Source organism: Aeromicrobium sp. P2_G6, assembly GCF_056403535.1.
The window spans coordinates 77,366-92,060 of sequence record NZ_JBFUFH010000001.1; the positions used below are offsets into that span (position 1 = coordinate 77,366).

Sequence of the window (14,695 nt, forward strand, 5' to 3'; positions counted from 1 at the left end):
GGATGATGCCCGGAGAGGTTCTCCATACATCATCATATTAGTAGTGTCATAGAATCCTGAGTCAATGATAATCTAGTCCGCACCGCCTGACCAGATGCCGCGCCTTGCGCAAGATGAGGATGGAGCTCTCTATGCCCACTGAAGCCCAGATCGCTGTCTTGCGAGCCGGCACCACGAACCTGGTCATCGAGGACGTCGAGCTTCCCGATCCCGGTCCGGGCCAGGTCCTCGTCAAGAACCTCGGCTCCGGCGTGTGCCACAGCCAGCTCCACGAGCTGCACGCCGACCGCGATCAGACCTACTTCCTGGGCCACGAGGCATCCGGGATCGTCCAAGCCGTCGGACCGGATGTCGAGTCAGTCCGACACGGCGACGCCGTCTCCGTCTCGTGGGTGCCGGGATCGGGAGATGGTCAGGCGTGGAGAGCAGGCGCCACCCTCGCCAACGGCGAGTACGCCAGCACCGCCGAGATGGTCTTCACGTGGGGCACGCACAGCCTGATCGACCAGCGGTACGCCCACCCCATTCCTCACGAGATCGCGAATGACGCCGCGGCCGTGCTGGGCTGCGCCGTTATGACAGGCGCCTCAGCCGTGACTCGAGTCGCTGAGGTGCCGAGCGGTGCCAGCGTCGTCGTCTGGGGCGCCGGCGGCGTGGGGCTTTCGGCGCTCGCAGCCGCCCGTCGTTCCGGGGCCGACACGATCATCGCCGTAGACGTCTCGGACGAGAAGTTGGTCCTGGCCCGTCGCTTTGGCGCCACTCACACGGTGAACGCATCCGAGACGAACGCCGTGCACGCCGTGCATGAGATCACAGCACGGACGAACCAGCCGCCAGGTGCGGACTTCGTATTCGATTGCGTCGCCAGTCAGCAGACACTGGACACTGCGCTCGAGGCGGTACGTCGCGGCGTCCTCGGCAGGGTGCGAGGCGGACAGCTCGTCGTCGTCGGGGTACCGGCACCCGGTGTCGGCATTGCTGCTCGAGAGCTCCTGATCGGGCAGAAAACTGCCACCGCCAGTCTCGGAGTTGCGTCGGACATCGGTACCGAGATCACCCGGCTGGCCGAGTGGTGCGCACACGGTGACATCGATCTGCAAACTCTCGTGACAGACCGCTACGCGCTCACCGACATCAACCGTGCGATCGCGGACCTCGAGAACGGTCGAGTCCGCGGTCGCGCGATCCTCACCTTCGAATAGGGATCCCATGGTCGTCGAAACCTTCGAGGTCACCCGCGCCTGGCTCGTAGGCGACAAGGCGGGACGCGAACCGCATGACCTCGCCAGGAGCAAGGACCCGGACATTTCCAGCGACGATCGCGGCGTCGAGCCGGGCGGGGTGCCCGGTCCACGGCTCGACGCCGATGCAGCGGATGTCGCGCCAGCCTCCATCGACGGCCCATAGCCACACGCTCGGAAGCACCTCCGCAGGGAAGATCATCGCGAATCCGACGTTCCAGACGGCGTCCTCGACCGCGACCCACCCGTCCTCGAGGCCGCACGCGTAGTCGAGCGACCACGTACCGCCCGGTATATCAGCGAACTGTCGCTCCCCTGCCCACGCACGGGGGTCGACTATCGGCTGGACCTCGTCACCAGGACCCGATTGTCCCGGCTCGAGACGGCGTGACGGTACGCGAACCGTGGTCGACGGCCCGATAGGGATGGTGGGGTGCATGCCCCACAGCAGGGGCATCGGGCTAGCGCCGGTATTGGTGAGCTCGTGCTCGAGGCTCACGAAGGTTGCATGCGACTCCAACCGCATCGTGCGCGACACCGTCAGCGGTGAGATCACGGCCGCGCGTGAAAGCTTGACCGCGTTGTCATCGAGCTGCTCGACGGTCCATGGCAAGGACCACAGCTCTCCCATGGATGGCACGTCGATGCCGTCGACCTGGCACGCATGGCCCGTGGGTGCGCCTTCATCGATGCCGCCGGACCACCACATGTCGTACGGCGCACCGAACGGCGCCGGCCGTGGTTCGACTCGCGGGTGGTGGAACAACAAGTCACGATCGGATCGCTTGCAGATCATCGAGTCGATTCGTGCTCCGACCTCAGGCAGGACGACCATCTTCAGGTGCCGGTTCTCCAGCACGACCGTGGTGAGGCCGCTCATGGTCCATCGCAGATCAATCGTCATCGTCATCTACTCCGAGGTCAGAGCGACCAACGCCTGTGTCGCGTCATCCGCGAACTTCTCCAGGGCTCCGACCGCGAAGACCGTCTGCCAAGCCTGATAGGCGTCGCGGTCATACGCGCTCTGGTCCGGAAGGTAGACGAAGCCCGGCCCATTGGTGAGGTTGAGGACCATCACCGGCACGTCGGGAAAGCGCCGACGCAGCTCAGTCTGCAACCAGCTGTAGGCCTCGCCCGGGTGGGCCAGGAGAAGAGCGTCCCCGATCTGAGCGATCCAGTACGGGTGATCGACACTGTCGGGACGTTGTTCTAGATCGATGTAGTCCTCACGGAGATCTCGCACGCGGCGAAGCCGCTCGTCGCGGCTCTGCGGGAGGATCTCTCGCCATTCCTCCTCGAGCTCGGCCAGGGAGGACAGCTCTCGTAGTGGCAGAGCGCTCAGGCCGCTGGCAATGCGAAGGATTGGGGAACCGGACCGCGGCTCGGCCTTCCACACGGCAAGAGGGGCACCCGACTCGACCGCTTCCGAGAACTGGAGGTCGGTCGCGGGAGGCGGCATCGTCTCGAGCGCGGCGAGGACGGCCAGGCCGATTGCCCGACCGTGCTGGTCGGCGAGACCCGTGTCACCGCTGTACTGGAGACGTGGGGACAGGTCACCGGAAGCACCTTGGAGAAATATGCAGGGTGCACCTGAGCCTTCCTCGACAGTCTGCCGCAGCTCGCCCACATAGTCGGGGGACAACTCGTTGTTCTCCCACGCGAGCGTGGTGGGATGGCACGCGTAGTTGACCAAGGTCGTCACGAGCGAACCGTCAAGCGCGCTGACGCGTCCGACGACCACCGTGTCGTCTGCAGGAATCTGGGGGTTGAAGCCGACCAGAGCCCGACCATCGAGGTCGAGATCACGGTTGACCGCGATGGCTGATCGCCCGACGGTCCACTCGACCGATCCCGCTCGAAGGCCTGCCATTGCCTCTCGGCAGCCATCGACCAGCGCGGACGCAAGGTCGTCGAGGTACGGCTGCAAGTATTCGCCGCCCGCAAGATCCGCGTGGCTCGAGGCCAGAACTGGGCCCGAGTGGGTATGGGAAAGGTTCACGATCAGCTGCGACGGCTCAAGTTGCAGCTGACTCAGAGCCGCCTCTTGCAAGCGGGCCCAGTCATCGACCCGTCGCCAGTGGGTTCCATCAAGACCCACGATCAGGAAGGGCTGACCTCCGTCGTTCGAAGCCAGGGCGAGGACCGAGAGACTGAAAGGTCGGTGGACCCCGCGCGCCACATCTGTCGTCGCAGCGCCCCAGTTGCGGCTGCGGATGCCAACCGGAGGCGTGACATCTCTTCTGCTGAACCCCACCAGCCCTTCAAATCCAGGAGTCCTAACCTTCAGGTCGGTCTCATTCGCGTCACTCATCAGCCCTCCATCCGCGCATACGGCGAGTGTGTCGAAATCCGCGTCCGACATTAGAACAGATCGGTCATATGACGAAAAGTGATGTCATATAGCGATGTGATGACTCGCTCTTGCCACACGCATCTGAAAATTGCGGCTGACCTCGGGGCGAGCATCAGACGATGAAGCCAACCAGGGACACGCATGGTCCGGAGTCCGCTCACGATCAGAGGCGCCCAGAGCCATACCGACTCGCACGCTCAGTCTGTACGCAATCGGCTCCGCGTCGCTCGCCTTCTGCCATCGCAGATGGCGGAACATTTCGCCGCTCGGAGATCTCGAACACGAACATCCACACACCCGGTGCATTCTCGGTGGCCCCTTGCGTCCGTACGAAAGGCCTTAGGGGTCATGAGTGCAGACAAAGAGCGAGAAAAGCGCGAGGAGAATGGACGAAAGGTCGCAGGGGGGAACATGCCCTAGATGCGGCAAAGACGTGCAGCGGAAGGCGACCGGTCGGCCACCGATTTGGTGCTCACACGCCTGCCGAAGAGCCGCATACGAGGAACGCCGCGCGGCCGCTCGAGGTGCCATCGCCGTAGAGGTAATCGGCCGAGTTGAGACACTCGAGCACCAAATCGCCGCCTGCGTCGACCGCACGTTGGCCTCACCAGCTGGCTGCCGCCGCGTGGTCTACGAACTGGCCAGACTCGGTCGCGAGGGAACCCTGCAAACAGATCCCAAATGGGAATCGACCTATAACGCCATACGCAATGGACTTATGGACGCCATCTATCTGCCGATGATCCGAAGGCCATGAACTTGAGTAGCGCTAGCCCGGTCGAACCTGCGTCCATATTTGATGCGCAGCACGGCAGCAGGTATTCGACAAATTCACCCTCGCAGCGACTATCTCCGCCTCCCGATGCTGAGCCCCTGGAGCGTGGCCACCCGTGCTTCTTGGAGTTGGGCTGCATGGACAGGAGTCGCCGTCTCGAAGAGGTTCGGGCAGCGGCGCAAGGGCACTTCCACTGAGTTCATCAGAACTCACGACATGCCTTGAACGCTCCCACGCGCCGCTAGTCTCTTGCCTGTGCTCACCGACCTAGCTGACCTCGCCGCGCAATGGCACAGCCACCGCGCGCAGCCCTACTCCGGGCCCGGGACATGGCTAGGTGGCACGCTGCCCCAGTGGCTCGGGGTACTCGCGACCGGGGTGGCATTCGGATGGGCTGTGTTCCTTTACCAGCGCAGCCTTGCGGACAAGCGCGAGGAGAAGGCGCGCCTCGTCTACGCAGTTGCCGCTGGCGTCTGGCAAACCCCCGCCGGACAGGTGCTCGCAACGAGCACAGCGCACGATTCAGTCACGATACCGAGGACCGACATCAGGCCCCTCGACCAAAGCGACTCAACTATCTTCGACAACTCGGACGGTGGAGTGTTCCTTTCCGATAAGGACTTTGCCCATGTCAACGTGCTGCTGTACAACGACTCAGATGAAGTCATCTCGCGCGTGTGGGTCGAGCTCCAGAACGACTACCTGCTGACCTTTCCTCGCGCGATCAGCGATGTGCTCCCGTACGTCACCCCGCGCTCGTCGAAGACGTTGGAGATTTGGTTCCCTTACGAGAAGGACAAAAGCATCCAAGAGAGGGTCTTCCCGATGGTGGTATTCACCGACTGCACCGGTACGCGGTGGCAGCATTCGGTCATCGATCCTGTCCAGCGCGCGGACCCTGGGATCCGCTCCAGGATTGGTAGCCGCCTTCTCGCGCTCATCCACCGGGTCCCATGGCTGGGGCCGCGCGCGCAGCGCTGGGTCATCCGCCATATGTTCAAGAATCGCCAGGGCGACGTCGCGCGGCACTGGGCGGATAGAGCGCTTCCAGACGTGGGATGATGCCGCTTCGCCGCGCTTACGTCATCACGTTCCTGTCAGCTCTCGATTTGGCGGTTTCAGTAAATCTCCAAGCCGCGTACTACGCCTGATAGCTTGCGTCGTAGGCCGCGAACAGATCCTGGTGAATACGTCCCCGGGTTCCGACGGCATACCCGTTCTCGCGGGCCCACTGACGGACCAATGCCGGGTCGGCCGTCGATGCGGTCGGTGGTCTGTCCTGATCGATGGGATGATTCGCCGGGCGCGCGCTCGGGGTCGAAGTTTTCGGCATCTTCTTCCGCTGCCTGGGCAGGGCTGGTTGCAGGTGTTTGAGCATCTCGCGAAATACATCTGGGTGCACGATGTTGCAGTCGACCTGCTTAGCCGCTTCGGCCTTGGTGCCCACGAATCCGCCGTCGCTGATCAACATTGCGGTCTTCGTGGAGACGTTGTTCATGACTCGCACCCCGAGCTTCTCGGCCCGCTCCTCGAGACGCGCCCGGAGCTGCTCGTCACAACCGGTGAAGGCGACCTTGTCGCCGACTCGGAGCGGCTCACCGTGGGGCCACCCGTCGGGGAGCGGTTGTAGACCTGCGCTGAGTCGCTCGTGTCGCGCTGCCTCAGCCTGATCGAGGGTGTGCGCCAACACCGACTTCGGCTGCCCGAGCATCTCGCTGACGGCGACGAGTTCGGCCTTCTCGGCCCGGCTGACCATGCCGTCTTCAAGCGCCAGATGACTGAGCGCGAGCAACAGCGAACGGTTGGCGCTCACGCGATCTTCGTCGGTCAACCCATGCGCTGCGGCCACATCGTTGAGAGCCTGGACCTCCTCTTCGGTGATCTCGCCGTCCTCGAGAGCCTCCGCGAGCTTCTCCAGGTAGGCCAGTGCAGCGGGTGGGGCGCCTTCGTCCATGGCGTCGATCAGCGAGAAGTCCGCGAGCAACTCCACCAAGTCCAGCTGTGGGGGTTTGGGCTTCGACATGCTGATCTGTATGCGGGCCTGGATGTGAGCGGTGGACTCAGGGGTCTGGGGTCGACGTGGGGCCGCTGTCGGCCAAGTGACGCCCGTGGCCTCGGGCAGGAGCGCGAGATGCTCGGGTCGTGGAGTCCCTGTGCGAGGGTCGAGGTAGTAGGCGAGTAGCCCAGCTGTCGCCCGGGCGTCGCCGAGTGCCGAATGCGCGCCTCGGAGTTGGACGCGCGCTGCTGCACAGCAATCGGCCAGCCGGCGCCGGTCCATGTTCGGCAGATAGTGATTGCTGGCGTCGAGGGTGCACAAGGAGGGGAGCCACGGCAGCTCCCATCCGGCGTACGAGTACTCCGCGCGCATGAAGGCCAGGTCGAAGCGTGCGTTGTGGGCGACGATCACAGTTCCTTGGAACCAGGCGTTGAGATCAGGGATGAGGTCGCGGAACTTCGGGGCACCGCGGACGTCGTCTGCCGTGATGCCGTGGATGTGAGTTGCGCCGACGGGTCCTTCGGGATCGACCCGCCGTGACCATTCGCCAGCAATGCGCCCCTGGGTGTCGGTACGCACTACGGCGATCTCTAGGACGCGGTGCTGCCGAGCGCTGAGTCCAGTGGTTTCGACGTCGATGACCGTGAAGCCACCAATCGGCTCGCTGGGTTCGCCGCGGTGTTTGCCCGGCTTTTGCTCGCTACGTCGAAGGCTGCTGAAGATGCCCATGGCTCCTACTTGGTCATGCTGTTCGGGAGCCCTCTGTCTATCAGCGGCGCGGGAAGTGCGTGGGCGTATCTGGGACTTCGCCGCTAGCAATTTGGCCGGCCGTGGACGAGCAGGCGTCGATGCGGACAAACGGCTGGCTTCGCGGATGCCGTCGGGAACAGCGAGGGGGACGTTCCCCCGAACGTTCCCCCTCAACGTTCCCCCGAAAGTTCGACGTTCCCTGGCCCTAGGACGCATGGAATCGGGCCTTAGGGGTTGTGCCCGTATTCCACAGGCGCAGGCCATGCAAGTGGTTCTCCACAGATGTCGATCGAGTCGGAACGTTCCCCACCTCACCGGCTCAGACTGGAGGGTCGAGATGGCTATCCACTATCGGGGTGGGAGGACGGACGAGTGCCATGACAGAGATTCAGCTGCTGACGCCGGCGCAGGTTGGGAAGATCCTGGGCGTCACGCCTTCGACGCTGTGCCGGTTGCGCCAGACCGGCAAAGGCCCACGATTCGTGTGGGTCACCGACCACACGCCGCGCTACCGCGAGGACGAGCTACTCGCGTACATCGAGGAACGAGCGTCCTGATGCCCGTTCGGAAGGACCGCTCGGGTCGGTGGCGAGCGACGCTCAAGAACGGTCGCGAGTACGTCACCAGCAAGACGTTCGACACCAAGCGCGAGGCTGACGGGTGGCTCAGCCGGGAGAAGGCGGCGCTGGCCGGCGGCACCGATCCGCGCGCTGGGGAGATCGCGTGCCGCAAGGCGTTCGCGACCTACATGGAGTCGCGCCGGCACACCGTGGCGGTGAAGACCTACAAGGCAGACATGGAGATGGTGAAGCTGATGCCGCCCAATCTCGGCAACCTCCACGTCGGCCGGGTCACCGATCGCGAGGTCCAGCGGGTCCTGGACGCGTGGTCGCGCCGGTACGCCGAATCGTCGGTCAGGAGGTTTCGCGCGGTGCTGTCGGGCTTCTTCTCGTGGACCGTCCGTGAACGTCTGCGGGTGGACAACCCGGTCGCTCGCACGAGCGTGGCGCACCAGCTGCTGCCCGCCCAGGGCATGCAGCCGTTCACCGAGCCGGAGCTGGTCGAGGTCCGCAGCGACATCGCCGCGTACGACGAGCAGCTTGCCGATGTGGTCTGGCTGCTGGCCTGGACCGGTCTGCGGTGGTCGGAGGCGCGTGAGCTGCGCGTCGCCGACTTCATCGAGGTGCCGATGCCTCGGCTGGTCGTCCGCCGATCGGCGCCCGAGTCGGTGGAGCCCAAGTCGACCAAGAGCGGCCGGACGCGTCACATCCCGCTTTCCGAGGAGCTGCTGCCGCTGGTCCGCAGCATGGCGAAGGACAAGGGTGCCGACGACCTGCTCCTCACGTCGTCCAGCGGCGGGCGTCTGCACGCCGCCGGGTTCAAACGGTCCATCCGCTGGGCCACCACCGGACGAGGCCGGCGTCTCCACGACCTGCGGCACACCGCGGCATGCCTCTGGCTCGCCTCCGGGGTGTCGATCTCCACGGTCCAGGCGTGGCTCGGACACTCGTCCCTGCAGACCACCCAGATCTACGTGCACTACCTCGGCGACAGCGCCGATCGGGCCGGTCTGGAGGTCCTCAACCGGCGGGGGAGCGCCGGGGGTGCGCGGCCCGATTCATCGAACCCGAATTTTCCCTGAGCCTCCGACAGGATTCGAACCCGCGACATCCTCATTACAAGTGAGGCGCTCTACCAACTGAGCTACAGAGGCGTACGGGCCGAAGCCCGGGGTCCATCGTAGTAGGTGCGGGCTGAGGTGGTTTCGAGGCTAGGCACATCAGCCACCGAGCAACGTCAGACCTGGCCGTCGCGGCAGCGCTTGAGGTACTCGGCGTCGACCCGCTCCTGCGCCGGCAGCTCGGGCATCTCGAGCTTGGTGCCCTTGCCCACGCGGATGAACGTCTTGAGGTCCTTGAGACTCTCGTCGCGGTCGCTGTCGGGCACCAGCGAATCGTCGAGGGCCAGGTCGCAGTCGCCCGCGCCGAACTCCTGCCACCCGCCGCCGACGCCGAAGTCGTCGACCGTGTCCTTGTACGCACTGAGGCTGTGCACGCGCAGCACGCCGATGACGCGGGTGCCCCCGTTGCCGAGACGCACCTCGTACGCTGCGCGGGTCTGCAGCTCCAGGCTCATGAACGCCTCGTTGGCCGGGTCCTTGCCGGTCGAGACCTTCCACGCTGAGGTGATCATGGGCGAGCCGACGACCGTGATGTCGTCGCGGAAGACGTTGGCGATCGCGAGGTGCGGCGAGACCTGGCCCTTGAGCTGCTGTTCGTACGTCTCGGCGGCGTCCTTGGGCAGCACGGCCCGGATGTCGCTGAGCGGGTCGTCGCTGTGCCACATGCCCTCGTCCACGGTGCTCAGCCGGGCCCACTTCTCGAGCACGGTCGCCATCCGGTCGAGCGTCGCCGTGTCGAAACCGCCAGGCGCGGCCGGCAGCTTGGGCGCCTCGAGCTTGCCCTGAGCCTTGGGCCAGTCGAGGTCGAGCGACTGGAAGGTCACCGCCCGGGTCGCGTTGGGTGCGGGGCTCGGCGACGGCTCGTCCGACCCCGAGGTGCATGCCGCACACGACATCGCGACGGCCAGGACGAGTGCTGGGAGCCTGCGCATCGGTCCAGTATCCGTGACCGGTTCCTGCACCGACGGTGCGACATACTGACGGCGTGCCACAACTGTCCAGCCCGTACGCCCGACTGCTCGCCGCGACCCAGGACCTGGACACGCCGTTCGCGGTGATCGACGAACCGGCACTGTGGGCCAACGCCGACGACCTCGTGCGGCGCGCCAACGGCGTCCCGATCCGGATCGCCAGCAAGTCAGTACGCGTGCGGTCGATCCTCGAGGGCACGCTCGCGCGCGACGGGTTCGCCGGCGTCATGTCCTACTCACTCGCCGAGTCCAACTGGCTCGTCGACAACGGCATCGACGACATCCTGCTGGCCTACCCGACGACGAGCCGCCGCTCGCTCGACTACCTCGTCGCCGACGAGCGGCGCCGCGCCCAGATCACCGTGATGGTCGACAGCACCGAGTCGTTGGACCACATCGACAGCCTCCTCGGTGCTGGGCACCCGCCGATCAGGGTGTGCATCGACGTCGACTCCTCGCTCAAGCTCGGCCCGGTGCACTTGGGCGTACGCCGCTCCCCCGTGCACACCGCCGAGCAGGCTGGAGCGCTGGCCGCGGCGATCGCCGACCGGCCGGGATTCGACCTCGTCGGCGTCATGTTCTACGACGCGCAGATCGCCGGGCTGCCCGACTCGTCGCCGGCCGTGCGCCTGGTCAAGAAGCGTTCCGCCGCGGACCTGCTGGAGCGCCGGTCCAAGGTCGTCGCCGCGGTGTCCGAGCACGCGAAGCTCGAGATCGTCAACGCCGGCGGCACCGGCAGCCTCGAGGTCACCGGCGCGGATCCGGCGATCACCGAGCTCACTGCCGGGTCAGGCCTGTTCGCGCCTACGCTGTTCGACGGCTACGACGCGTTCGAGGCGCGGCCCGCGGCCTACTTCGTGCTCTCGGTCGTACGCAAACCGGCTCCCGACATCGCGACGCTGTTCGCCGGCGGCTACATCGCGTCGGGGCCGACCAACAAGAACCGCCAACCCACGCCGACCTGGCCCGCAGGGCTCAAGGCGATCGGCACGGAGGGTGCCGGCGAGGTGCAGAGCCCGGTCAAGGGCGACGCCGCCCGCAACCTGAACATCGGCGACCGCGTAGTGATGCGCTACGCCAAGGCCGGCGAGATGTGCGAGCGGTTCGACGAGGTCGCGCTGGTCTCGGCCGACGGCACGATGCGGCAGGTCCCGACGTATCGCGGAGAGGGCAAGAACTTCGGATGACCGAGCTGACCACCTGGACCAACTGGAGCCGCAGCGTCGAGGCCCATCCCGTACGCGTCGAGCATCCCGCCTCGACCGCCGACGTCCAGCGGATCGTCCGCGAGGCCGCAGCAGCTGGCCTCACGGTCAAGGCCGTCGGCGCCAGCCATTCCTTCACACCGATCGCCGCGACCGACGGTGTCCAGCTGCGGCTCGGCCGGATGAACCGGGTCGTGGCGTATGACCCGGCGACCGGGCGCGTACGCGTGCAGGCCGGCATCTCGCTGCACGACCTCAACCCGCAGCTCAAGGCACTGGGCCTGGCGCTGCCCAACCTCGGCGACGTCGACCCGCAGTCCGTCGCGGGCGCGGTGTCGACCGGCACGCACGGCACCGGCGGCAAGCTGTTCGGCATCTCGGCGGCCGTCGTCGGGGTGCAGCTCGTCACCGCCGACGGTGAGGTCCTCGAGATCGACGAGAGCCACGCGTGGTTCGGCGCAGCCCGGGTGACGCTCGGCGCGCTCGGCATCGTGACCGAGGTGACGCTGCAGTGCGTACCCGCGTTCCTCCTGCACGCCCGCGAGGAGCCGATGGCTCTGCCCGACGTGCTCGACCAGGTCGATGCGCTCGTCGACGACAACGACCACTTCGAGTTCTACTGGTTCCCGCACACCGACAAGGCGCTGACCAAGCGCAACAACCGCGTCGCCGAGGGCACCGAGCGCAGGCCCGTCGGCCGGTTCCGGCACTGGCTCGACGACGAGTTCCTCAGCAACACGGTGTTCGAGGGGCTCAACAGGGTCGTCGCCCGCAAGCGCTCCTGGATCCCGCGGGTCAACTCCGTCGCGGCCTCGGTGCTCAGCCCGCGCGAGTACGTCGACGACTCCTTCAACGTGTTCGTCTCGTCGCGCACCGTGCGGTTCCGCGAGTCTGAGTTCGCGATGCCGCGCGAGGCGCTGCCGTCGGTGCTGGCCGAGCTCAAGGCGTGGTTCGGCGCCGGCCACGAGAACATCTCTTTCCCGATCGAGGTACGTTTCACGGCCGCCGACGACGTGTGGATGTCGACCGGCAACGAGCGGGACAACTGCTATGTCGCGGTGCACCAGTACTGGCGCACCGACTACCAGGCGTACTTCGCCGCCGCCCAGGACATCTTCACGGCGCACGAGGGTCGGCCGCACTGGGGCAAGATCCACACCCTCGACGCGTCGTACTTCGCGAAGACGTACTCGAGGTTCGAGGAATTCGTGAACGTACGCGACGAGCTCGACCCGAACCGCACCTTCACCAACGACTACCTCACCCAGGTCCTCGGCTGACCGGTTGCGTCATACCTTCTGAGGCCCCCGACCCCAGAAGGTATGACGCAAGGTCCCTACGCGCTGACCACCGCAGTTTCCCGCGCGTGGAACTGGTTGGCGGGCTTCGCGAGACCGTAGTGCTCCCGCAGCGTCGACCCCGTGTAGTCCTCGCGGAACAGCCCCCGCGCCCGCAGGATCGGCAGCACGTGCTCGATGAACGCCTCGAGCCCCGACGGCAGCGCCGGCCCCATGACGTTGAAGCCGTCCGCCGCACCGCTCTCGAACCACGTCGTGATGGTGTCGGCGATCTGCTCGGGCGTGCCGGCGACGGTGTAGTGACCACGACCCCCGCCGAGCTTCGACAGCACCTGGCGGACCGTGAGGTCCTCCCGCGTTGCGAGCTCGACGATCAGGTCGGCACGGCTCTGGAAGCCCTCGACCGTAGGCCGGTCGACGATGAACTGCGGCAGCCGTTCGTCGAGCGCCAGCGCGTCGGCCGGCACCTCAAGGATCGTCGACAGCTGCAGCAGGCCGTACTCCGGCACCCGCAGGTCGTCCAGCTGCTGCGCAAGCAGCTGGGCCTCCGCCTCGGTCGAGCCGATGACCGGCACGATCCCCGGAAGCACCTTGATCCCCTCGGGATCACGGCCGATCCTGCGGGCGCGGTCCTTGATGTCGGCGTAGAAGTCCTGCGCCCGCTCGATCGTCTGGTGCGCGGTGAAGATCGCCTCCGCGTACGCCGCGGCGAACTGCTTGCCGTCGTCGGACGACCCGGCTTGCACGAGCAACGGATAGCCCTGGGGCGGACGCCGTACGTTCAGCGCACCCTCGACGCGGAAGTACTCACCGCGGTGCCGGATCGGGTGGATCCGCGACGGGTCGGCGAACCGCCCGGCGGCCTTGTCGCCGACGCGCGCCTCCTCCTCCCAGCTGTCCCAGAGCTTGAGCGCGACGTCGAGGAACTCTGCCGCCCGCTCATACCGAGCCCCGTGGCCGAGCGTGAAGTCGAGGCCGAAGTTGTCCGCCTCGCGCTGCGTCGCCGAGGTCACGATGTTCCAGCCGGCGCGCCCGCCACTCACGTGGTCGACCGAGGCCAGCCGGCGCGCGAGGTTGTAGGGCGAGTTGTACGTCGTGGAGACCGTCGCGATGAGCCCGATCCGACTGGTCGCCGCTGCCAGGGCGGTCAGCAGCGTCAGCGGCTCGAGCTGTCCCGGCGGCCGGAATTCCCCCGAGCCTTGCAGCGCCGGACCGTCGGCGAGGAACAGCGAGTCGAACTTCGCATCCTCCGCGAGCCGCGCCAGGCGTACCCAGTGCTGCAGGTCGAAGTCGGCGTCGACGTTGCTCTCCGGCAACCGCCAGGCGGCTTCGTGGTGACCTGCCTCCATCAGGAACGCGTTGAGATGGAGCTGTCGCGTGCTCATGAGGCACCGAACCCAGCAGGCAGGATGTTGTCGATGACCTGGTCGACGTCGACCTTCGTGGTGATCTCGCCCGCGTCGTAGAAGTTGTCGGCCAGCTTCTGCTCACCCTTGGCCTGTGCCGGGGTCACGGCGCCGATCTTGAAGCTCCACGCCGCGATGTTGCTCTCGATGACCTTGGGGTCGAGCCCGGTCTCCTTGACCAGCGCCTCGACGTGCTTGTCGGGGTTCTTGTGGGCATACCCGTACGCCTTGGAGAGCCGGGTCAGCACATCCGCGAGGGCCTTGCGCTTGACCGGGTCGTCGAGCGTCTTCTTGGAGCCGACGTAGAACTGGCTGCCGTAGTCCAACGGCGGCACACCCTTGGCGATGACCCGGGCACCCTGGGACACCGCGAGCGAGGATTGCGGATCCCAGATCGCCCATGCGTCGACCTTGCCGGCGGCGAACGCGCTCTGCCCGTCGGCCGGCGGCAGGAACACGAACTTCACGTCCTGGGGCGTGAGCCCGACGCTCTGGATCGCGTTGAGCGCCAGGCCGTGCGCCGAGCTGCCCTGCGGGATCGCGATGCGCTTGCCCTTGAGGTCCGCCAGCGTCTTGATGGGCGACCCCTTCGGCACGAGGATGTTCTCCAGCGCGCGATTCGGGTCGGTCGGGGTCTGGATCGCGACGATCCGGAAGCCGAGGGTCTTGGCGGCTCCGGTGATCGGCGGCACCGCGCCGACACTGCCGAGGTCGATGTCGCCGGACGCGGCAGCCTGGACGAGCGGCGGGCCGTACTCGAACTTGGCGAACTTGATCTTGTACGACGCGGAGTCGAACGCGCCGGACTCCTTGGCGAGCTCGACGATGCCGTCGCTCTGCTCGCCGATCGTGAAGGTGTACTTCTTCCACTCCGGGTTGACCTTCTTGACGGTCGACGAGTCGGCAGCCCCACCGCACGCGGTGAGCGTGCTCGCGAGTGCGAGCGCGGCGAGCGCGGCGGCGATTTTGGGCATGGTGCGGTTCATGGTGGTGCTCCTTGTGGGGGTTAAGGGGTTACA

12 protein-coding genes and 1 tRNA gene are annotated in these 14,695 nt (G+C 66.3%); 6 read left to right on the forward strand and 7 right to left on the reverse strand.

The window, feature by feature from the left end; genetic code table 11:
* The first annotated feature begins 131 nt into the window (after positions 1–131).
* Positions 132–1,202, forward strand: a complete 1,071-nt coding sequence (locus AC1DVU_RS00340) for a zinc-binding dehydrogenase (protein ID WP_476920432.1) — start codon at positions 132–134, stop codon at positions 1,200–1,202.
* Here AC1DVU_RS00340 and AC1DVU_RS00345 read toward each other — a convergent pair.
* Both AC1DVU_RS00345 and AC1DVU_RS00350 read right to left on the reverse strand, forming a co-directional pair.
* The gene (locus AC1DVU_RS00345) at positions 1,189–2,145 is read right to left on the reverse strand and encodes an aldose epimerase family protein (RefSeq protein WP_476920433.1); all 957 of its coding nucleotides are present in this window, start codon (positions 2,143–2,145) and stop codon (positions 1,189–1,191) included. The two genes, AC1DVU_RS00340 and AC1DVU_RS00345, sit on opposite strands and share 14 nt — an antisense overlap.
* A gap of 6 nt (positions 2,146–2,151) precedes the next feature.
* A complete protein-coding gene (locus tag AC1DVU_RS00350) occupies positions 2,152–3,111 on the reverse strand; it encodes a hypothetical protein (RefSeq protein ID WP_476920434.1) in 960 nt (319 codons plus the stop codon).
* Between the two features lie 1,513 nt (positions 3,112–4,624).
* Between AC1DVU_RS00350 and AC1DVU_RS00355 the strand changes: the two genes are divergently transcribed.
* Positions 4,625–5,431, forward strand: coding sequence for a hypothetical protein (locus tag AC1DVU_RS00355; protein WP_476920435.1), 807 nt, complete (start codon positions 4,625–4,627; stop codon positions 5,429–5,431).
* 79 nt (positions 5,432–5,510) lie between these two features.
* Here AC1DVU_RS00355 and AC1DVU_RS00360 read toward each other — a convergent pair whose 3' ends face one another.
* A complete protein-coding gene (locus AC1DVU_RS00360; RefSeq protein WP_476920436.1) occupies positions 5,511–7,094 on the reverse strand; it encodes an exonuclease domain-containing protein in 1,584 nt (527 codons plus the stop codon).
* Between the two features lie 398 nt (positions 7,095–7,492).
* On the opposite strand from AC1DVU_RS00360, the gene AC1DVU_RS00365 reads away from it, so the two are divergent.
* Together AC1DVU_RS00365 and AC1DVU_RS00370 are read left to right on the forward strand one after the other, a co-directional pair.
* On the forward strand, positions 7,493–7,672 hold the full coding sequence (locus tag AC1DVU_RS00365) for a helix-turn-helix transcriptional regulator (protein ID WP_056211580.1): 180 nt from the start codon (positions 7,493–7,495) through the stop codon (positions 7,670–7,672).
* A complete protein-coding gene (locus tag AC1DVU_RS00370; RefSeq protein ID WP_476920437.1) occupies positions 7,672–8,757 on the forward strand; it encodes a tyrosine-type recombinase/integrase in 1,086 nt (361 codons plus the stop codon). The genes AC1DVU_RS00365 and AC1DVU_RS00370 overlap by 1 nt, the downstream gene beginning before the upstream one ends.
* Here AC1DVU_RS00370 and AC1DVU_RS00375 read toward each other — a convergent pair.
* Both AC1DVU_RS00375 and AC1DVU_RS00380 read right to left on the reverse strand, forming a co-directional pair.
* A tRNA-Thr gene (locus AC1DVU_RS00375) sits at positions 8,757–8,829 on the reverse strand. The genes AC1DVU_RS00370 and AC1DVU_RS00375 overlap by 1 nt on opposite strands.
* A gap of 83 nt (positions 8,830–8,912) precedes the next feature.
* Positions 8,913–9,728: a hypothetical protein gene (locus AC1DVU_RS00380; protein ID WP_476920438.1), complete on the reverse strand. Its 816-nt coding sequence runs from the start codon at positions 9,726–9,728 to the stop codon at positions 8,913–8,915.
* 53 nt (positions 9,729–9,781) lie between these two features.
* On the opposite strand from AC1DVU_RS00380, the gene AC1DVU_RS00385 reads away from it, so the two are divergent.
* Both AC1DVU_RS00385 and AC1DVU_RS00390 read left to right on the forward strand, forming a co-directional pair.
* Positions 9,782–10,954: an amino acid deaminase/aldolase gene (locus AC1DVU_RS00385; RefSeq protein ID WP_476920439.1), complete on the forward strand. Its 1,173-nt coding sequence runs from the start codon at positions 9,782–9,784 to the stop codon at positions 10,952–10,954.
* Complete coding sequence (locus AC1DVU_RS00390) at positions 10,951–12,252, forward strand: D-arabinono-1,4-lactone oxidase (RefSeq protein WP_476920440.1); 1,302 nt, start codon at positions 10,951–10,953, stop codon at positions 12,250–12,252. Before AC1DVU_RS00385 ends, AC1DVU_RS00390 begins: the two co-directional genes overlap by 4 nt.
* 56 nt (positions 12,253–12,308) lie before the next feature.
* Here AC1DVU_RS00390 and AC1DVU_RS00395 read toward each other — a convergent pair whose 3' ends face one another.
* Positions 12,309–13,655, reverse strand: coding sequence for an LLM class flavin-dependent oxidoreductase (locus AC1DVU_RS00395; RefSeq protein WP_476920441.1), 1,347 nt, complete (start codon positions 13,653–13,655; stop codon positions 12,309–12,311).
* Positions 13,652–14,662: an aliphatic sulfonate ABC transporter substrate-binding protein gene (locus AC1DVU_RS00400; RefSeq protein WP_476920442.1), complete on the reverse strand. Its 1,011-nt coding sequence runs from the start codon at positions 14,660–14,662 to the stop codon at positions 13,652–13,654. The genes AC1DVU_RS00395 and AC1DVU_RS00400 overlap by 4 nt, the downstream gene beginning before the upstream one ends.
* Positions 14,663–14,695: the final 33 nt, after the last annotated feature.